This window comes from Serratia entomophila, assembly GCF_021462285.1.
In the GTDB taxonomy this organism is placed as follows: domain Bacteria; phylum Pseudomonadota; class Gammaproteobacteria; order Enterobacterales; family Enterobacteriaceae; genus Serratia; species Serratia entomophila.
Genome location: NZ_CP082787.1, coordinates 4835072 through 4855523 on the forward strand (window position 1 = coordinate 4835072; position 20452 = coordinate 4855523).

The window sequence follows — 20452 nt, forward strand, 5'->3', positions numbered from 1 at the left end:
CTTAGCGGCCCTCGTTCTTGGCCAGACGCATGATCATCAACTTCGACAGCGCCAGGACGATAAAGGTAATCACAAACAGAATCAGGCCCAGCTCCATCAGCGCGGCGGTATGCACGCCGGATTCGGCTTCGGCGAATTCGTTGGCCAGCGCCGAGGTAATGCTGTTGCCCGGCATATACAGCGAAGCGCTGTCGAGTTGGTAGGTGTTGCCGATGATGAAGGTCACCGCCATGGTTTCCCCCAGCGCGCGCCCCAGGCCCAGCATCACGCCGCCTATCACGCCGTTCTTGGTAAAGGGCAGCACGATGCGCCAGATAACTTCCCAGGTGGTGCAGCCGATACCGTAGGCCGACTCTTTCATCATCACCGGGGTCTGTTCGAACACGTCGCGCATCACCGCGGCGATGTAAGGAATGATCATAATGGCCAGGATCACCCCGGCGGCCAGAATGCCGATGCCGAAAGCCGGGCCGGAGAACAGCTCACCGACGATCGGGATGCCGGACAGCACCTCGCCGACCGGCGTCTGGAAATACTCGGCGAACAGCGGGGCGAACACGAACAGGCCCCACATGCCGTAAACGATGCTCGGGATCGCCGCCAGCAGCTCAATGGCGATGCCCAGCGGGCGCTTCAGCCAGTTTGGCGCCAGTTCGGTCAGGAACAGCGCGATGCCGAAGCTCACCGGCACGGCGATAATCAGCGCAATCAGCGAGGTAACCACGGTGCCGTAGATAGGCACCAGCGCACCGAACTGCTCGGCCGGCGCATCCCACTCTTTGGTCCACAGGAAGGCGAAGCCGAATTTTTGCATGCTTGGCCAGGAGGCGAAGATCAGCGAAACAATAATGCCGCCCAGCAACAATAGGGTAATCAACGCAGCCAGTCGAACCAGCGCGCTGAAGATGAGGTCACCATTTTTACCTGGTGCTTTAATGGTCGGCTTGTACTCAGCCATAGATTACTCTCTGTTTGAACCCTGGCAGACCCAAATGGGTTGGGCCCAGAAAAACTGAGTGGGGCGCGGTGAGTCCCGCGCCCCTGCGTTGTTAGTACAGCGCTTTACCGGAACTGTCTTTTACGTTGGTTTTCCATGCTGCGCGCACCTGCTCAACCACTTCGTTCGGCAGGGAAGCGTAATCCAGGTCGTTAGCCTGTTTGGCGCCGGTTTTGTACGCCCAGTCGAAGAACTTCAGCACTTCGGCGCCCTGAGCAGGGTTCTTCTGCTCTTTGTGCACCAGGATGAAAGTGGTGGAGGTGATAGGCCACGCGTTCTCACCTTTCTGGTTGGTCAGGTCCTGAGCGAAGGTCTTGCTCCAGTCCACGCCTTTGGCGGCGTTGCTGAAGCTCTCTTCGGTCGGGCTCACCGGCTTGCCGTCTGCGGAGATAAGCTTGGTGTAGGCCAGGTTGTTCTGCTTGGCGTAGGCGTACTCAACGTAGCCGATGGAGCCCGGCAGACGCTGTACGAAGGCGGCGATGCCGTCGTTGCCCTTGCCGCCCAGGCCGGTTGGCCAGTTAACGGTGGAGCCGGCGCCGATTTTCTCTTTCCACTGCGCGTTGGCTTTGGTCAGGTAGCTGGTGAACACGAACGAGGTGCCCGAACCGTCAGCGCGGCGCACCACGGCGATGTTTTGATCCGGCAGCTTCACGCCCGGGTTCAGCTTGGCGATCGCCGGGTCATTCCACTTCTTCACGTTGCCCAGGTAGATATCGCCCAGGGTTTTACCGTCCAGGGTCAGTTCGCCGGATTTGATGCCAGGAATATTGACCGCCAGCACCACGCCGCCGATCACGGTCGGGAATTGGAACAGGCCGTCAGCCGCCAGCTTGTCGTCAGACAGCGGGGCATCGGAGGCGCCAAAGTCAACGGTGTTGGCAACGATCTGCTTCACGCCGCCAGAGGAGCCGATCCCCTGATAGTTAACTTTGTTGCCGGTTTCTTTCTGATAAGAATCTGCCCACTTGGCGTAAACCGGAGCGGGGAATGTCGCACCTGCACCGGTCAGGCTGGCAGCAGCGAACGCGGACACGGCGGTCAGGGAGAAAGTCGCTGCCACAATACTGGCGACGGTGGTACGCATCAGTTTCATAATCCCTCCTAATGGGATATTTAAAATCGACTTTGAGTCGTTTTAATCAGAGTAAGTATTGCTGCAGGAGGGAAAATAGGACAGTTTGGTGACAGAAAAATGTACGCAATATGACAGTTATATTACACTCAACCAGGCCAGGTTAACTCACTATAGAAATCAGCACTTTAAATACAAAACACCTCAATTATTAATCAATAAAAAAACCGTTTTCACCCTGCCTATCCGCTTGAATATGACAACTTTTATCCAAAATGCCGCTTCAGCGTCGTTGTTGTTACCGCCATGAAAAAAGCCGGCGCAGCGGCCGGCTTTTCGATGATGCCTGAAAGAAATTACTCTACGGTGACAGACTTCGCCAGGTTGCGCGGCTGGTCAACGTCGGTGCCTTTGATCAGCGCCACGTGGTAAGACAGCAGCTGCAACGGCACGGTATAGAAGATAGGGGCCACGATCTCTTCAACGTGCGGCAATGGGATGATGGTCATGCCTTCGCTGCTGACGAAACCGGCGTCCTGATCGGCGAACACGTACAGCTGGCCGCCGCGCGCGCGCACCTCTTCAATATTCGACTTCAGCTTCTCCAGCAGTTCGTTGTTCGGCGCCACCACGATCACCGGCATATCGGCATCGATCAGCGCCAGCGGGCCGTGTTTCAGCTCGCCCGCCGCATAGGCTTCGGCGTGAATGTAGGAGATCTCTTTCAGCTTCAGCGCCCCTTCCATGGCGATTGGGTACTGATCGCCGCGGCCGAGGAACAGCGCGTGATGCTTGTCGGAGAAACCTTCCGCCAGCGCTTCGATGTTTTTGTCCATCGACAGCATCTGCTCGATGCGCGCCGGCAATGCCTGCAGCGCGTGCACGATATCGTGCTCTACGCTTTCCGCCATGCCCTTCAGGCGGCCCAACCGCGCCACCAGCATCAGCAATACCGCCAGCTGGGTGGTGAACGCCTTGGTGGAGGCTACGCCGATTTCGGTGCCGGCCTTGGTCATCAGCGCCAAATCGGATTCACGCACCAGCGAAGAACCGGCAACGTTGCACACCGCCAGCGACCCCAGGTAGCCCAGCTCTTTGGACAGGCGCAGCGCCGCCAGGGTATCGGCGGTTTCGCCAGACTGAGACAGCGTGATGATCAGGCTGCCCGGGCGCACCGCCGATTTGCGGTAGCGGAATTCGGAGGCGATTTCGACGTCGCAAGGCACACCGGCCAGCGCTTCGAACCAGTAGCGCGCCACCATGCCGGAGTGATAAGAGGTGCCGCAGGCGATAATCTGCACGTGCTGTACCTTCGCCAGCAGTTCGTCGGCACGCGGGCCCAGCTCGCTCAGGTTGATTTGGCCATGGCTGAAACGCCCTTCCAGGGTGTTTTTCAGCGCCAGCGGCTGCTCGTAGATCTCTTTTTGCATGTAGTGGCGATATGCGCCCTTGTCGCCGGCGTCGTATTGCACCTGAGATTCGATCTCAGGGCGCTCAACCGGGGTGCCCTGCTTATCGAAGATGCTGACGGAACGGCGGGTCACTTCCACCACGTCGCCTTCTTCCAGGAAGATAAAGCGACGGGTCACCGGCAGCAGCGCCAGCTGATCGGAGGCGATAAAGTTTTCACCGACGCCGCGGCCAATCACCAGCGGGCTGCCGGAACGCGCAGCCACCAGCACGTTGGGATCGCGGCTGTCCATCACCACGGTGCCGTAGGCGCCGCGCAGCTGCGGGATCACCCGCTGAACCACTTCCAACAGCGTGCCGCCCTGCTTTTGCTCCCAGTGCACCAGGTGAGCAATCACTTCGGTGTCGGTTTCCGAGCTGAAACGGTAACCGCGCTCGATCAACAGCTCGCGCAGCGGCTCGTGGTTTTCGATGATGCCGTTATGCACCACGGTAATGTAATCAGAAACATGCGGGTGCGCATTCGCTTCGGTCGGTTCGCCGTGGGTCGCCCAGCGGGTATGGGCGATACCGGTGCCGCCGTGCAGTTCATGCTGCTCCGCAGCTTCGGAAAGCGCATTCACCTTGCCTACGCGGCGCAGGCGACTGACGTTGCCTTCGGCATCAACCACCGCCAAACCGGCGGAGTCGTAACCCCGGTACTCGAGGCGGCGTAAACCTTCCAACAGAATTTCTGCAATATCACGTTGCGCTACTGCGCCTACAATTCCACACATCAGTTGTATTCCTAATTAAACGCCTTTCGGGGCGCTTTCGATGTCCTGACCTGATTTTCGCCGGTTTTTACCGTGCGGCCCCGAGCCTGTAGATGGTGGGGTTATTATGTTTTGTATTGGGCTCTGCATTGGAGCGCAATATAAAACATACTCTTATACTACCTACTACCGCCCAATAGATTTCGGGCTGCAGCTAGGCGGCAAATGTCAGAATCCCCAGGAGCTTACTCAAGTAAGTGACTGGGGTTCTGGCATGAAGCCAACAACGCTGCAGTTCGAAATATGAAGGGCGCCTCCTATTTCTTCTTCACCGGGCGCTGCCAGCCCTGGATATGCACCTGCTTGACGCGGCTCAGCACCAGCTCATCGTCGCCGATATCACGGGTGACCGTAGTGCCGGCGGCGATGGTGGAGCCTTTGCCGACCGACACCGGCGCCACCAGCTGGGTATCGGAACCGACGAACACGCCGTCGCCGATAATGGTCTTGTGCTTATTGGCGCCATCGTAGTTGCAGGTGATGGTGCCGGCGCCGATATTCACGTCGTCGCCAATCTCGGCATCGCCCAGATAGCTCAGGTGGCCGGCTTTCGAACCTTTGCCGAGGCGCGCCTTTTTCATTTCCACGAAGTTGCCGACGTGTGCGCCGGCCGCCAGTTCGGCGCCGGGGCGCAGACGAGCGAAAGGCCCGACGGTGCAGGCGGCCTCCAGCACTGCGTCTTCCAGCACGCTGTATGGGCTGATCTCGCAGTCGTCGCCGATAATGCAGTTCTTGATGACGCAGCCGGCGCCGATTTTCACCCGGTCACCCAGCTTGACGCGGCCTTCGATAATGACGTTGGCATCAATAGAGATGTCGCGGCCGTGGACAAGTTCCCCGCGCAGGTCGAAACGCGCCGGATCCAGCAGCATAACGCCGGCCAGCAGCAGCTTTTGAGACTGTTCCGACTGATACACGCGCTCAAGCGTCGCCAGCTGCAGGCGGTTGTTGACGCCTTCCACTTCGCTCAGGCGCGCCGGGTGCACCGCCTCAATCTTTTTGCCGTCGGCATGGGCCAGGGCGATGATGTCGGTGATGTAGTACTCACCCTGTGCATTGTCGTTGTTCAGCATCCCCAGCCAGCGTTTAAGGTCACGCCCATTGGCCACCAGGATGCCGGTGTTGATTTCGTTAATCTGGCGCTGCGCTTCGCTGGCATCCTTGTGCTCGACGATGCCCACCACCTCGCCGTTTTCACGCACGATGCGGCCGTAGCCGCTTGGGTCGTCCAGTTTTACCGTCAGCAGGCCGATACCGCCCTGCGGCTTGGCCGCCAGCAGGCGAGTGAGCGTATCGACAGAGATCAGCGGCACGTCGCCGTACAGCATCAGCACGTCTTCGTCGTCGGCAAAATGCGGCGCAGCCTGCTGCATGGCGTGGCCGGTGCCCAACTGCTCCGCCTGCAGCACCCAGTTCAGGGCGCCGTCCGACAGGGTGCTTTTCAGCAGATCGCCGCCGTGGCCGTACACCAGATGGACATTTTGCGCGCCCAGTTTCATCGCGGCATCAATGACGTGCTGCACCATTGGCTTGCCCGCCAACGGATGTAACACCTTGGGAAGATCGGAATACATGCGTGTTCCCTTGCCCGCGGCGAGGATCACCACACTCATTGCGCTGTTCGACATAAGCAACCTGATAACTCCATTTTGATAGACGAAAGTAAAACCGTTTAGTGACGAAATTACTACATATTTCTCTGCACGAACCGGGCGCAGGCCGCACGGGCATTGGCTTGCCGCAAAACCGGCTAATTTTGCGCCGCAGCGAAAAAACTGTCGGCATTCGGCGACGTTTCACCCGCCATATCGGGGGTTATACACCACAATGGCGGCCGGTTTGAAACAGTTATTTTAAAGTAAAAAAAAAGCGACCCTATAGGCCGCTTTCTTAAATTTGGGTGCCAGCTAAGCACCCAAACATTACATCGCTTTTCTGGTGAGCTCGATAACGCGCAGTTTTGCGATCGCTTTCGCCAGTTCAGCGGATGCCTGAGCATAGTCGACATCGCCATGAGAGCTGCGAATATGTTCTTCAGCTTTACGCTTAGCTTCCAGCGCTCTCGCTTCGTCGAGGTCAGTTCCACGGATAGCAGTGTCCGCCAACACGGTGACCACGCTCGGCTGTACCTCAAGGATACCGCCGGACAGGTAGATGAACTCTTCTTCACCGTGCTGTTTAACAATACGCACCATGCCAGGCTTGATGGCAGTCAGCAGCGGCGCATGGCCAGGGAAGATCCCCAGTTCACCTTCGCTGCCTGTCACCTGGATCTTTTGCACCAGGCCGGAAAACATCTGTTTTTCCGCGCTGACTACATCCAGATGGTAAGTCATAGCCATATCACCCTCCTCTCAAGGCGTTACAGTTTCTTGGCTTTTTCCACTGCTTCTTCAATGGCGCCAACCATGTAGAACGCCTGTTCTGGCAGGTGGTCATAGTCGCCGTCCATAATGCCTTTGAAACCACGGATGGTGTCTTTCAGCGATACGAACTTGCCCGGAGAACCGGTGAAGACTTCTGCCACGAAGAACGGCTGAGACAGGAAGCGTTGGATTTTACGCGCACGGGATACAACCAGCTTGTCTTCTTCAGACAGCTCGTCCATACCCAGGATGGCGATGATATCTTTCAGCTCCTGGTAACGTTGCAGAATAGACTGCACGCCACGCGCTACGTCGTAGTGCTCCTGGCCAACCACCAGCGGATCCAGCTGACGGCTGGTGGAGTCCAGCGGGTCAACGGCCGGGTAGATACCCAGAGAGGCGATGTTACGGCTCAGTACCACGGTTGCGTCCAAGTGCGCAAAGGTGGTGGCTGGAGACGGGTCAGTCAAGTCATCCGCAGGAACGTAAACGGCCTGTACGGAAGTGATAGAACCGGTCTTGGTCGAGGTGATACGTTCTTGCAGAACGCCCATCTCTTCCGCCAGCGTTGGCTGATAACCTACCGCGGATGGCATACGGCCCAGAAGTGCGGACACTTCGGTACCGGCCAGGGTGTAACGGTAAATGTTGTCAACGAACAGCAGAACGTCGCGGCCTTCGTCACGGAATTTCTCCGCCATGGTCAGACCGGTCAATGCAACGCGCAGACGGTTACCCGGCGGCTCGTTCATCTGGCCGTAAACCAGGGATACTTTGTCCAGAACGTTGGAATCGTTCATTTCGTGGTAGAAGTCGTTACCCTCACGAGTACGCTCGCCCACGCCCGCAAACACGGAATAACCGGAGTGCTCGATCGCGATGTTACGGATCAGCTCCATCATGTTTACGGTTTTGCCCACGCCCGCACCACCGAACAGACCGACTTTACCGCCCTTGGCGAACGGACAAATCAGGTCCATTACCTTGATACCGGTTTCCAGCAGGTCCTGGGAGTTGGACAGCTCTTCGTAGCTTGGCGCAGGACGGTGGATCGCCCAACGCTCTTCTTCGCCGATGTCGCCTTTCATGTCGATTGGTTCGCCCAATACGTTCATGATACGGCCCAGGGTAGCTTTACCCACCGGCACTTCAATCGGGTGTTCCAGGTTGTTCACTTTCAGACCGCGACGCAGACCGTCAGAGGTCCCCATTGCGATACAGCGAACGACGCCACCGCCCAGCTGTTGCTGAACTTCCAGCACCAGTTTTTCGGTACCGTTTTCTACCTCAAGGGCATCGTACACTTTTGGTACGGCATCCTGAGGGAACTCGACGTCCACCACGGCGCCGATTACCTGGATAATCTTTCCAGTAGCCATCTTGAATCCTCTACGTAATTCGTTTACCCGTCATATTTCAAACTGCAGGCGCGTTGGCCGCCTTCCCGCAATCCGAACTATTTGGGGTAATAACCTGGTTAAACCGCGGAGGCTCCCGAAACGATCTCGGTGAGTTCCTGAGTGATGCTGGCCTGACGAGCCTTGTTGTAAACCAACTGCAGCTCTTTGATCAGGCTACCGCCGTTATCGGTTGCGGCTTTCATCGCGACCATTCGTGCGGCCTGCTCGCTGGCCAGGTTTTCCACGACGCCCTGATAAACCTGCGACTCCACATAACGGCGCAGCAAGGTATCAAGCAGCACTTTTGGATCGGGTTCATACAGGTAATCCCAAGGTGTTTTCTTCAGCTCTTCGTCATCGGCTGGCGGTAACGGCAGCAGCTGAATGACCTGCGGCTCCTGGGACATCGTATTGACAAATTTGTTGCTGACAATGTACAGCTTGTCCAAACGACCTTCGTCGTAGGCTTGCAGCATCACTTTCACCGGCCCGATCAGATCCGACAGGGAAGGTTTATCCCCCATGCCGGTCACCTGGGCAACCACGTTGCCGCCCACGGAACCAAAGAAAGAGGCCGCTTTAGAGCCAATCAGCGCCAAATCGGTTTCAACGCCTTTTTCGGACCAGCCTTTCATCTCCGCCAGCAGCTTTTTGAACAGGTTGATGTTCAAGCCGCCGCAGAGACCACGGTCAGTAGACACCACCAGATACCCGACGCGCTTAACGTCACGCTCATCCAGGTACGGGTGCTTGTACTCCAGATTCCCTAACGCAAGGTGACCAATCACTTTGCGCATGGTTTCTGCATAAGGACGGCTGGCCGCCATGCGTTCCTGCGATTTACGCATTTTGGAGGCGGCGACCATTTCCATCGCTTTAGTGATCTTTTGCGTGTTTTGCACGCTAGCGATCTTACTACGTATCTCTTTTGCGCCGGCCATCTCTGCTTCTCCTCAGTGCCAGACGGCCTGCTGTCTTTCAACAGCAGGACCGTTCGACGTTACCAGGACTGGGTTTTCTTGAAGGTCTCGAGCACGCCTTTCAGCTTGCCTTCGATCTCGTCGTTGAAGTTGCCAGTTTGGTTGATGTGGTTCAGCAGTTCGGCGTGCTCGCGGTCCGCATAAGCGACCAGAGCGGCTTCGAAGCTCACAACTTTTGCGACTTCGACGTCGTTCAGGTAACCGCGTTCTGCGGCAAACAGCACCAGAGACTGTTGTGCGACCGACATCGGCGCATACTGTTTCTGTTTCAGCAGCTCGGTCACTTTCTGACCGTGGCTCAGCTGTTTGCGGGTCGCATCATCCAGATCGGAAGCGAACTGGGAGAACGCGGCCAGTTCACGATACTGCGCCAGAGCGGTACGGATACCACCGGACAGTTTTTTCATGATCTTGGTCTGCGCTGCGCCACCCACACGGGATACGGAGATACCCGGGTTAACTGCCGGACGAATACCGGAGTTGAACAGGTTGGATTCCAGGAAGATCTGACCGTCGGTAATCGAGATTACGTTGGTCGGAACGAACGCGGAAACGTCACCCGCCTGGGTTTCAATGATCGGCAGAGCGGTCAATGAACCGGTTTTACCTTTGACTTCACCCTTGGTGAAGGCTTCAACGTATTCGGCGTTAACGCGCGCAGCACGCTCCAGCAAACGGGAGTGGAGGTAGAATACGTCGCCCGGGTAAGCTTCACGACCTGGCGGACGACGAAGCAGCAGGGAGATCTGACGGTAAGCAACGGCCTGCTTGGACAGGTCATCGTATACGATCAGCGCATCTTCACCGCGGTCACGGAAGTATTCGCCCATCGCACAACCGGCATATGGCGCCAGGTATTGCAGTGCGGCGGATTCAGACGCGGTAGCCACCACAACGATGGTGTTGGCCAGTGCGCCGTGCTCTTCCAGTTTGCGCACCACGTTAGCGATGGTGGACGCTTTCTGGCCGATAGCCACGTAAACGCATTTGATGCCGGAGTCGCGTTGGTTGATGATCGCATCGATCGCCAGCGCGGTTTTACCGGTCTGACGGTCACCGATCACCAGCTCACGCTGGCCACGGCCGATTGGAATCATGGCGTCGACGGATTTGTAGCCAGTCTGAACCGGCTGGTCGACGGATTGACGCTCGATAACGCCAGGGGCGATGGCTTCAACCGGAGAGAAACCGTCGTTCTCAACCGGGCCTTTACCGTCGATAGGTGCGCCCAGGGTGTTAACAACGCGGCCCAGCAGGCCGCGGCCAACCGGAACTTCCAGAATACGGCCGGTGCACTTAACCTTCATGCCTTCGGCCAGATCCGCGTACGGACCCATTACCACGGCACCTACGGAGTCGCGCTCCAGGTTCAATGCGATTGCGTAACGGTTGCCTGGCAGCGCGATCATCTCGCCCTGCATGACTTCGGCCAGACCGTGTACGCGGATGATCCCGTCGCTGACGGAAACGATAGTACCTTCATTGTGAGCTTCGCTCACTACATTGAACTGAGCAATGCGCTGCTTGATCAGTTCGCTGATTTCGGTGGAATTCAGTTGCATGCTCCAGTCCCCTTAAGACTGCAAGACGTCTGTCAGGCGTTCAAGACGACCGCGAACGCTGCCATCAATCACCATATCGCCGGCGCGGACGATAATGCCGGCCAGTACAGACTTGTCAATTTTGCAATTCAGCTTAACTTTGCGTGACAGACGTTTTTCCATCGCAGCGGCAATTTTAGCCTGCTGTTCGTCACTCAGTGCGCTCGCAGAGAGCACTTCGACTTCGACGGTGGATTCCAGCGAGGCGCGCAGTTCGATGAACTGCTGCAGCACGGCAGGAAGAACCAATAAACGTCCATTTTCGGCCATTACACGGATAAAGTTCTGGCCATGTTCGTCGAGCTGTTCGCCACAAACCGCGATGAACGTCTTGGACAGCGTCTCTGGCGCAACCGCGCCAGACAGCAGTTCAGAAATCTGTTCATTGCGAGTGACAACAGCCGCAAACGCCAGCATGTCCTGCCAGCGCTCTACGCTTTTATGCTCAACGGCAAAGTCAAAAGCTGCTTTGGCGTAGGGGCGAGCTACAGTTACAAATTCAGACATCAGCCCCTCCCTCCTTACAGTTCAGCGACCAGTTTATCAACGATGTCGCTGTTAGCAGCTTCATCCACGGAACGTTCGATGATCTTCTCGGCGCCGGCAATTGCCAGCATCGCGACTTGCTTACGCAACTCTTCACGAGCGCGCTTACGTTCGGCTTCGATCTCAGCCTGAGCCTGCGCCACGATTTTGTTACGTTCCTGCTCGGCTTCGGCTTTCGCTTCATCCATGATCTGAGCTTTGCGTTTGTTCGCTTGCTCGATGATCACCTGAGCTTCTGCTTTAGCAGTTTTCAGCTGGTCGGTCGCATTGGCTTGCGCTAAGTCCAGATCTTTTTTGGCACGCTCTGCAGAAGCGAGACCGTCAGCAATTTCTTTCTGACGCTTCTCGATGGCAGCCATGATCGGCGGCCATACGTACTTCATGCAGAACCAGACAAACAGAACGAACGCGATGGCCTGGCCGAGGATTGTTGCGTTAAGATTCACAGCACAATGCCTCTTTAAAAGTTAATAGTGTGGTTTCAGTGTAGAGAAATTCTCTACTTACGCGACGGCGAACATCACGTACAGACCCAGACCAACAGCGATCATCGGGATGGCGTCAACCAGACCCATAACGATAAAGAACTGTGTACGCAGCAGAGGAATCAGATCAGGCTGACGCGCTGCGCCTTCCAAGAATTTACCACCCAGGATGCCGATACCGATCGCAGCACCGATTGCCGCTAAACCCATCATCACAGCGGCAGCCATGTACAGCAGATCCATACTCAGGTTTTCCATGACAGTCTCCAGTTTGTTTCAGTTTAAAAGTGCAAGTGTTTTAAGAAAATCAGTGCTCTTCAGACGCCATCGACAGATAGACGATCGTCAGAACCATGAAAATAAAGGCTTGAAGCGTAATGATCAGGATGTGGAAGATAGCCCAAGGCAAGCTCAGGACCCACTGTGACCACCACGGCAACAGGCCGGCAATCAGGATGAAGATCAACTCACCCGCATACATGTTGCCGAACAGTCGCAGGCCCAGTGAAACAGGCTTGGACAGCAGGCTGACACCTTCAAGAATCAGGTTGATCGGAATGAATACCGGGTGGTTGAACGGCTGCATGGTTAACTCTTTAACGAACCCGCCAACGCCTTTCATTTTGATGCTATAGAACAGAATCAGGATAAACACGCCCAGCGCCATCGACAGGGTAACGTTCACGTCGGCGGTAGGCACTACGCGCAGCGCAGGCAGCCCCAGAACGTGCTCGCCGATGTACGGCAGGAAGTCGATTGGGATCAGATCCATCATGTTCATCAGGAACACCCAAACGAACACGGTCAGCGCCAGCGGAGCGATAACCTTGCTCTTGCCGTGGTACATGTCACGAACGCTGCTGTCGACAAACCCGACCACCAGTTCCACTGCGGTTTGCAGTTTACCCGGCACGCCGCTGGTGGCGTTTTTGGCCACTTTGCGGAAGATCACCAGGAAGAGAGCTCCGAGGACAACGGAGAAAAACATCGAGTCGATGTTGATCGACCAGAACCCCGTCCCGACCTGAAGCTGCGTCAGGTGGTGACCGATATACTCCTGTGGAGTCAAGACTTCTCCTGCAGACATGATGCCTCTTACCCTTATTTAGTTAAGTTCGGTAACTGTTAATCACGGCCGGTGCCACTATCTGCACCACTAACACCGCTAAATAGGTCAGGCCAAGCGGTATAAACTCCGCCTTGAACACCCCCAGCGCCACGATCAGCAAAACGATGGTGATCACGACCTTTAGCCCCTCGCCGACGGCGAACGACCAGGCAACCCGTCCGGGCGCCGGCGTCTGCGCCTGATGGCGCAAGGCAAACAGCATAAACATTGCACTCGGCAACCAGGCGGCAAGACCGCCAGCCAACGCCGAAGCGCTCCATTCCAGGCTTTTCAGCAGGAAAACAGCGCTGATCAGAACAAAAGTCATTAACTGCAGAAACAGCAGTTTACGTGCGACTTTCCCGCTGTAAAGGGACACAGACATGACGTTTGTTCTCTCCGTACCCCAGAGGGGGTATGCTGAGTGACGTATACAACTGTTTTTGCTGTCCTGAGTCAAGCAGCAAAAAACGAGCAAATTATACGGGGCACACCAACGAATTCAATCGATAAGTAGCGAAAAGGTGAACAATTATTTAAATTGCCCCATTTCAGGCTATTTTCACAAGAAAACGGTCGGAATAATAGGGCGCATTTAATTGTCTGATTATTCCAGCGTTGCACTACGAAACGCGAAATCGATCACAATAATGTCCCTTTCTGATTTATAGCCGATGGTCAATCAAACCGTCTTTAGCAATTTGAGCGATCAAAAAATTATATAAATCAAAACATTAAAAATTAACTGTTCAAAAACAATCCGTCTACCCGATGAAAACCTTTATTGACAGCCAGCGGGATAATATTCCAACAGACAATTAACATTAGCAGCAAGGTGAAATCTTTCGCACATGATTGCTAACGTGACTATTTCCGATGGCAATTACCCTATTGTCGCTAATTAGCCGTCGTTTTTGTGTTAATCAAAAGTAAATTAACTAAAAAAAGCAGCCAATTAATTAGCCTGCTTAGCTTTATCCCTGCCGCGGCCTTTTAATTCATCCTCGTTTGATCAAAAACAAACTCAGTTTGCCTTAAGGATCACCAAATGGCGTTCGCCTTCCAGTTCAGGCACCTGCAACCGCACCACCGATTCCAGGCTGATGCCTTCCGGCAGCTGCGCCAGCTCTTCATCCGGGCGCACGCCTTTCAGCGCGTAAAAACGGCCCTGCCCTTTCGCCGGCAGATGATGACACCAGGACAGCATGTCCTGCAGCGAGGCGAAAGCGCGGCTGATGACACCGTCGAACGGCGGCTCGGCCGGGAACTCTTCAACGCGGCTCTGCACCGGCTCGACGTTGCTCAGGCCCAGCTCGTGCTGCACCTGGCGCAGGAAGCGCACGCGCTTGCCCAGGCTGTCCAGCAGCGTAAAGTGCGAATCCGGGCGAACAATGGCCAGCGGAATGCCCGGCAGGCCGGGACCGGTGCCGACGTCGATAAAACGTGAGCCCTGCAGATGCGGGTTCACCACTATGCTGTCGAGAATATGCCGCACCAGCATCTGCTGCGGATCGCGCACCGAGGTGAGGTTATAGGCTTTGTTCCACTTGTCCAACATGCCGACATAGCCCAGCAGCTGCTGTTTCTGCCGATCGGGCAGCGCAATGCCTGCTGCCGCGAGCAGCGAGTCTAATTTCTTTTGCACAATGGTTCCTCTGACAGGCGCTGGCAGCCAGCAGCTCTCTGGGGCTGGCGTTACGAGGCGACTATGATAATTCAGGCCGGGAGTGATGTCAGCGGCCGTTTGCTCATCCCGTGAACAAACGGTCGCTCAAATGCGGGTTTTATGCGCTGCGGCGCAGCAGCCCCTGCTTTTTCAGCCAAATCAGCAGAATTGATATCGCCGCTGGGGTGATCCCCGAGATGCGCGATGCCTGGCCGATCGAGTTAGGCTTGTGGTCGTTCAGCTTGGCGATCACTTCGTTCGACAGGCCGGACACCTGACGGTAATCGAGATCCAGCGGCAGCACGGTGTTTTCGTTGCGCTGCTGTTTTTCGATCTCTTCCTGCTGGCGAGCGATGTAGCCTTCGTACTTGACCTGGATCTCCACCTGCTCGGCGGCCTGGGTATCGGCCAGCGCCGGCGCAAAGGCGTCTACGCTGGTCAGCAATGAATAATCCATTTCCGGACGGCGCAGCAGCTCTTCGCCATTGGCTTCGCGCGACAGCGGCGCCTTCAGCAGCGCGTTGACCTGCTCGACGTTCTCGGCATGCGGATGCATCCAGATGTCGCGCAGGCGTTGGCGTTCCTGTTCGATGTGCTCCAGCTTTTCGCAGTAGCGCGCCCAGCGCACGTCGTCCACCAGGCCCAGCTCGCGGCCTTTCTCGGTCAGACGCAGATCGGCGTTGTCTTCGCGCAGCATCAGGCGGTATTCGGCGCGTGAAGTGAACATGCGGTACGGTTCTTTGGTGCCGAGAGTGCTGAGATCGTCCACCAGCACGCCAAGGTAGGCCTGATCGCGGCGCGGCGCCCAGCCTTCGTCTTCTACGGCGTAGCGTCCGGCGTTCAGACCGGCCAACAACCCCTGGGCCGCGGCTTCTTCATAACCGGTAGTGCCGTTAATCTGGCCAGCGAAGAACAGGCCCTGAATGAATTTGCTTTCCAGCGTCGGTTTCAGGTCGCGCGGATCGAAGAAATCGTACTCGATGGCGTAACCCGGACGAATAATACGGGCATTTTGCATCCCTTCCATCGAACGAACGATCTGCATCTGCACGTCAAACGGCAGGCTGGTGGAGATACCGTTCGGATAAATTTCGTTGCTGGTCAGGCCTTCCGGCTCGAGGAAGATCTGGTGCGCGTTACGATCGGCAAAACGCATTACCTTGTCTTCGATCGACGGGCAGTAACGCGGTCCGATCCCTTCGATGATCCCGGCGTACATCGGGCTGCGATCGAGGTTATTACGGATCACGTCATGGGTTTTTTCATTGGTATGAGTGATGTAGCACGCCATCTGTTCAGGATGCTGGCTGGCATCGCCCAGGAACGAGAACACCGGCACCGGCGTATCGCCGTGCTGCGGTGCCAAAACGCTGAAATCTATGGTGCGGGCATCGATACGCGGCGGTGTACCGGTTTTCAAACGGTTAACGCGCAGCGGCAGTTCACGCAGGCGCTGCGAAAGAGAGATCGACGGAGGATCGCCGGCACGGCCGCCGCTGTAATTCTCCAGGCCAATATGGATCTTGCCATCCAGGAAGGTGCCTACGGTCAGTACCACCGCCTTGGCGCGGAACTTCAGCCCCATTTGAGTTACGGCGCCGACCACCCGATCGTTTTCCACGATAAGATCTTCCACCGGCTGTTGGAATATCATCAGGTTGGGCTGGTTCTCCAGCGCAGTGCGCACCGCTTGACGATACAGCACCCGGTCTGCCTGGGCGCGGGTAGCCCGCACCGCCGGCCCCTTGCTCGCGTTTAGTATCCTAAACTGAATGCCGGCATGATCGATCGCAGTGGCCATCAGACCGCCGAGTGCGTCAATTTCCTTAACCAGATGCCCTTTGCCAATACCCCCAATCGCCGGGTTGCAAGACATTTGCCCCAGCGTATCGATATTGTGCGTCAGTAATAAAGTCTGACGTCCCATGCGCGCCGCGGCCATGGCGGCCTCGGTACCTGCATGGCCACCACCGATGATGATGACGTCAAATTGGTCTGGATAAAACATGGAACTGCACCTCGTCGTATTGCGAACGATCGTTGTTTGCCCTGGGGTGGGGGATTCTACTCAAGTTTAGACGATCGACCAAGTGGTCAGGATCGTCGGTAATTAAAAGAAGATCTTTTTTATTTAAAGATCTCTTTATTAGATCTCTTATTAGGATCGCGATCCTCTGTGGATAACTGATTATTCACGATGGAGATCAGTAAATTAAGGAGGATCGTTAGCTGTGAATGATCGGTGATCCTGGCGCTGATAAGCTGGGATCTAAATGGCATGTTATGCACAGGTCAAAAAGCGAACCCCGGTTGTTATTGGGATAACTACCGCTTTTACCCTGCTTTTAAGCTTAGTTATCCACAATCGTTCGGGCGATCTTTGAACGAATTAGAGTAAATTAATCCAGTTTTTTACCCATTCCTCTGCCGGATCCTCAGGAATTTCGTGTTCGGTCACGTCGATCTCGAGCCGATCGCCGATCCTTTTCGCCCCTCTGGCGATCAGAAGATCGTCGATCTGTTGGATCGCACCGCAGAAGGTATCGTATTCAGAGCTGCCTAAACCGACCGCGCCAAATTGCACCTGGGACAGATCCGGCTGTTGCTCAGCGATCTGTTCCAACAGCGGCTGCAGGTTATCAGGCAGATCGCCGGCGCCATGGGTAGAAGTCACTACCAGCCAGCGGCCGGACAGGGTCAATTCATCCAGCTCTGGGCCGTGCAGCGTCTCGGTGGAGAAACCCGCGTCTTCCAGTTTTTCAGCCAAATGTTCAGCGACGTATTCGGCGCTGCCAAGCGTGCTGCCGCTGATCAGAGTAATGTCTGCCATGAATGAACGATCCCAACCTTCAACAAAGTGGCAGCATTGTACGCTGTGAATCGGCTGGGATCTACCTGTGGATAATATGGGTATAGCAATTGGCCGCTTAGGGAGTGATGGTGCGCATGATGGGGTTCTGCAGCGAGATCAGCGTCTCGGTGGACTGGATCTCGTCGATGGTCTGGATCTTGTTGATAAGTACCTGTTGCAGCGCGTCAATCGACCGGCACATCACTTTGATGAATACGCTGTAGTGGCCGGTGGTGTAATAGGCCTCTACCACTTCTTCCAGGCTTTCCAGCTTTTTAAGCGCGGAAGGGTAGTCTTTGGCACTCTTCAATATAATGCCAATAAAGCAACAAACGTCGTAACCCAGCTTTTTGGGGTTCACGTCCACCCGCGCGCCGGTGATGATGCCGGCCTGCTTCATCTTCTCTACTCGTACATGAATGGTGCCGGGGCTGACGGCAAAATTCTTCGCCAGTTCGGCATAGGGCGTGCGCGCATTGTCCATCAGGGCGTTGAGGATGCCGCGATCGAGATTATCGATCTGATAAATTTCCGCCATTTAATCCACCGTTAATTAGTGATTGTTGAATTACACACCGGTAAAAATGAACGATTAAAAATGAAAAGGCAATATTGATTAACGGATATTGAATTAAGCTGCGGTTCTGTTGCTTAATCGATGCAACAGAGACAGGTTTATAAGAGATACGGCAATGAAAAAACAGTTTATCCAAAAACAACAACAAATCAGCCTGGTTAAATCCTTCTTCTCCCGCCAGCTGGAACAGCGGCTGGGTCTGATTGAAGTGCAGGCGCCGATCCTCAGCCGCCTGGGCGACGGCACGCAAGACAACCTGTCCGGCAGTGAGAAAGCGGTGCAGGTAAAGGTGAAAACCTTGCCGGACGCCACCTTCGAAGTGGTGCACTCACTGGCCAAATGGAAACGCAAGACGCTGGGCAGCTACGATTTCGGCGCCGGTGAAGGCCTGTATACCCATATGAAAGCGCTGCGCCCGGATGAAGATCGTCTGAGCGCGATCCACTCGGTGTACGTCGATCAATGGGACTGGGAGCGGGTGATGGGCGACGGCGAACGCAGCCTGGACTACCTGAAAAGCACCGTGAGCCGCATTTATGCCTCCATTAAGGCAACGGAAGCGGAAGTAAGCCGCGAATATGGCTTAACGCCATTCCTGCCGGAGCAGATCCACTTTGTCCACAGCGAAACCCTGCTGCAGCGTTATCCGGATCTGGATGCCAAGGGCCGCGAACGGGCGATCGCCAAAGAACTGGGCGCGGTGTTTCTGATTGGCATCGGCGGCAAGCTGTCGCACGGCAAGTCACACGACGTGCGGGCGCCGGATTATGATGACTGGACCACTCAGGCGGCCGAGGGGCTGGCCGGCCTGAACGGCGATATTCTGGTGTGGAACCCGGTGCTGCAGGACGCCTTCGAGATCTCCTCTATGGGCATCCGCGTTGACGCCGCTGCGCTGCAGCACCAGCTGGCGCTGACCGGCGATGAAGATCGCCTGAAGCTGGAGTGGCACCAGTCGCTGCTGCGCGGCGACATGCCGCAGACCATCGGCGGCGGTATCGGCCAGTCGCGCCTGGTAATGCTGCTGCTGCAGCTGCCGCATATCGGCCAGGTGCAGTGCGGCGTATGGTCGCCGGAAGTGCGCGGGGCGGTCGAAGGCCTGCTCTAATCCCGCCTAGCGCCGCCAGCGGCGCATCAAACGGCTTTTTAGCCCGGTATCAAAGCGCCAGATATGATCGAAGATGCGCATGATGCCGGGTTTGCCATAGGCGGACATCGCCACCGCGTGAAAACGCTGATGATGGCTCTGCTGCTGCAATTTCACCTTCTTTATTACCTCATCCGGCAATCGCTGGGCGATAAAATCAGAAATAATCACCGCATCGGCGTCAAACCAGCCGCTTTCCGCCATCTTGCCGGCGGTGGCGTTCAGGCAGGCCGCCAGATCGGTGCCGCCGCGGAAGTGTTGGCCCAGAAAGCGCACCGCTTGCTCGATACCGCTGGCGGCGGTGAGCTCGTAATGCACGATCTGGTTGGCGAACAGCATGATGTAGCAACGGCGATTATCCGCCAGTGCAATGCGCAGCAACGCCAGGCAGAAGGCCTTGGCGCACTGTTCGTTGAAGCCACCCATCGAGCCTGAGGTATCCACGCAGACGATAAACGGCCCGCGCGGTTGCTGATCCTGCTGCTGATGGGTCACCTGGCGGATTTGGATCTGCTCCTGCCAGACGTCGCCCTGCAGGCGATAGCTCAACAGCCGTTTTTCCAGCAGACGGCGGTAAAACTCGAATTCCAGTTCCTCGATGCCCAGCGTCGCCAGCTCCGGCGGCAGCAGGCGCAAGATATCATCGCTCTGGTGAATGCCGCTCACCTCTTCCGGCAGCGTGGCCGGCACCTGCACCATCACGCGAAACGGCTCCGGCTGCGCGTCCTGCTGCTGCACCGCCTTGGCCTGATAGCTGCGGCCCAGCTGCTGCGCCAGCTTTTTCAGTTCCGGCTGCTGCTGCAAAAAATTGCCGTACTCCACCAGCCGCTGGTAGTCGCCGCGCTGTAGCTGGCCTTTGCTCATGTCCCAAAGCCGCCCGGCGGCGGTGTCGTTTTCCGACAGCAGCGGCTCCAGCGCGCCGCTCAGCGCCAGGCGTTCCTGCAGTTCCGCCATCAGCTGTTCGCGCTCTTGCTCCAGCAGCTGGTGGTGCAGCATGGTGGCCTGCAGCGTCAGGCTGATGCGCCAGCGCTGCAGAAACAGGGTCTGAAAGCTGTCGTCCAGCGGATGATTGGGCAGATCGGCGGCGTCCACCAGCGTGCGCGCCTGTTCATAAAACGGCGAGACCAGCTGGCGCAGCAGCTCCAGCGTATCGCTCAGGTTATGGTAGAACTGGGTATTGTTTTCCAGCTGGCATTGCTGATAGCGATAAAACTCCTGCGCCAGCGCCGGCGGTACCATGGCTTCATGGAGCCGTTCTTTGAGCTGCAGCTTCCAGCGCGGTAAATCGCGATCCAGCGCCCGGCGGATCGCCGGAAACTTTTTGAAGAATACCGTCAGCTGCGGCGCCGCCAGCATGCCGACAATCATTTCCTCTATCAGCTCGCCTTCGGTGATCGCCAGCAGCAGATCGAGCGTCTCCAGGCTGAGCAT

Annotated in this window: 19 protein-coding genes; 1 reads left to right on the forward strand and 18 read right to left on the reverse strand. The window is 56.3% G+C overall.

What is annotated here, in order from left to right; translation table 11 throughout:
- Position 1: 1 nt before the first annotated feature.
- The 17 genes from pstC to asnC form a co-directional block, all read right to left on the reverse strand.
- A complete protein-coding gene (gene pstC / locus KHA73_RS23125; protein WP_234587039.1) occupies positions 2-958 on the reverse strand; it encodes a phosphate ABC transporter permease PstC in 957 nt (318 codons plus the stop codon).
- Positions 959-1049: 91 nt separating this feature from the next.
- Positions 1050-2090 carry a phosphate ABC transporter substrate-binding protein PstS gene (gene pstS / locus KHA73_RS23130; protein ID WP_234587041.1) on the reverse strand — a complete coding sequence of 347 codons (1041 nt, stop codon included), beginning with the start codon at positions 2088-2090 and terminating at the stop codon, positions 1050-1052.
- Between the two features lie 335 nt (positions 2091-2425).
- Positions 2426-4255 carry a glutamine--fructose-6-phosphate transaminase (isomerizing) gene (glmS, locus tag KHA73_RS23135; RefSeq protein ID WP_234587043.1) on the reverse strand — a complete coding sequence of 610 codons (1830 nt, stop codon included), beginning with the start codon at positions 4253-4255 and terminating at the stop codon, positions 2426-2428.
- Positions 4256-4551: 296 nt separating this feature from the next.
- Positions 4552-5922 (reverse strand): bifunctional UDP-N-acetylglucosamine diphosphorylase/glucosamine-1-phosphate N-acetyltransferase GlmU, encoded by a 1371-nt coding sequence (gene glmU, locus KHA73_RS23140; protein WP_234587045.1) that lies wholly within the window; start codon positions 5920-5922, stop codon positions 4552-4554.
- Between the two features lie 294 nt (positions 5923-6216).
- Positions 6217-6636 (reverse strand): F0F1 ATP synthase subunit epsilon, encoded by a 420-nt coding sequence (locus KHA73_RS23145; RefSeq protein ID WP_004933814.1) that lies wholly within the window; start codon positions 6634-6636, stop codon positions 6217-6219.
- A gap of 20 nt (positions 6637-6656) precedes the next feature.
- Positions 6657-8039, reverse strand: a complete 1383-nt coding sequence (gene atpD / locus KHA73_RS23150) for a F0F1 ATP synthase subunit beta (protein ID WP_234587046.1) — start codon at positions 8037-8039, stop codon at positions 6657-6659.
- Between the two features lie 98 nt (positions 8040-8137).
- Positions 8138-9001 carry a F0F1 ATP synthase subunit gamma gene (atpG, locus tag KHA73_RS23155; RefSeq protein WP_061800276.1) on the reverse strand — a complete coding sequence of 288 codons (864 nt, stop codon included), beginning with the start codon at positions 8999-9001 and terminating at the stop codon, positions 8138-8140.
- 59 nt (positions 9002-9060) lie between these two features.
- Positions 9061-10602, reverse strand: coding sequence for a F0F1 ATP synthase subunit alpha (atpA, locus tag KHA73_RS23160; protein ID WP_234587048.1), 1542 nt, complete (start codon positions 10600-10602; stop codon positions 9061-9063).
- A gap of 12 nt (positions 10603-10614) precedes the next feature.
- On the reverse strand, positions 10615-11148 hold the full coding sequence (atpH, locus tag KHA73_RS23165; RefSeq protein ID WP_234587050.1) for a F0F1 ATP synthase subunit delta: 534 nt from the start codon (positions 11146-11148) through the stop codon (positions 10615-10617).
- Positions 11149-11162: 14 nt separating this feature from the next.
- On the reverse strand, positions 11163-11633 hold the full coding sequence (atpF, locus tag KHA73_RS23170; RefSeq protein ID WP_004933804.1) for a F0F1 ATP synthase subunit B: 471 nt from the start codon (positions 11631-11633) through the stop codon (positions 11163-11165).
- A 57-nt stretch (positions 11634-11690) separates the two neighbouring features.
- Positions 11691-11930: a F0F1 ATP synthase subunit C gene (gene atpE, locus KHA73_RS23175; protein ID WP_004093904.1), complete on the reverse strand. Its 240-nt coding sequence runs from the start codon at positions 11928-11930 to the stop codon at positions 11691-11693.
- Positions 11931-11979: 49 nt separating this feature from the next.
- Complete coding sequence (atpB, locus tag KHA73_RS23180; RefSeq protein WP_234587052.1) at positions 11980-12759, reverse strand: F0F1 ATP synthase subunit A; 780 nt, start codon at positions 12757-12759, stop codon at positions 11980-11982.
- Between the two features lie 22 nt (positions 12760-12781).
- The gene (gene atpI, locus KHA73_RS23185) at positions 12782-13165 is read right to left on the reverse strand and encodes a F0F1 ATP synthase subunit I (RefSeq protein WP_234587054.1); all 384 of its coding nucleotides are present in this window, start codon (positions 13163-13165) and stop codon (positions 12782-12784) included.
- Between the two features lie 639 nt (positions 13166-13804).
- A complete protein-coding gene (rsmG, locus tag KHA73_RS23190; protein ID WP_234587056.1) occupies positions 13805-14425 on the reverse strand; it encodes a 16S rRNA (guanine(527)-N(7))-methyltransferase RsmG in 621 nt (206 codons plus the stop codon).
- Between the two features lie 139 nt (positions 14426-14564).
- Complete coding sequence (gene mnmG / locus KHA73_RS23195) at positions 14565-16454, reverse strand: tRNA uridine-5-carboxymethylaminomethyl(34) synthesis enzyme MnmG (RefSeq protein WP_234587058.1); 1890 nt, start codon at positions 16452-16454, stop codon at positions 14565-14567.
- Positions 16455-16835: 381 nt separating this feature from the next.
- Entirely contained in the window at positions 16836-17276 is a 441-nt protein-coding gene (gene mioC, locus KHA73_RS23200) for an FMN-binding protein MioC (RefSeq protein WP_234587060.1), read from the reverse strand.
- A gap of 97 nt (positions 17277-17373) precedes the next feature.
- Positions 17374-17835, reverse strand: coding sequence for a transcriptional regulator AsnC (asnC, locus tag KHA73_RS23205; RefSeq protein WP_234587062.1), 462 nt, complete (start codon positions 17833-17835; stop codon positions 17374-17376).
- A gap of 154 nt (positions 17836-17989) precedes the next feature.
- Between asnC and asnA the strand changes: the two genes are divergently transcribed.
- Positions 17990-18982, forward strand: a complete 993-nt coding sequence (asnA, locus tag KHA73_RS23210; protein WP_234587063.1) for an aspartate--ammonia ligase — start codon at positions 17990-17992, stop codon at positions 18980-18982.
- Between the two features lie 6 nt (positions 18983-18988).
- Here asnA and viaA read toward each other — a convergent pair whose 3' ends face one another.
- Positions 18989-20452 carry an ATPase RavA stimulator ViaA gene (gene viaA / locus KHA73_RS23215; protein WP_234587064.1) on the reverse strand — a complete coding sequence of 488 codons (1464 nt, stop codon included), beginning with the start codon at positions 20450-20452 and terminating at the stop codon, positions 18989-18991.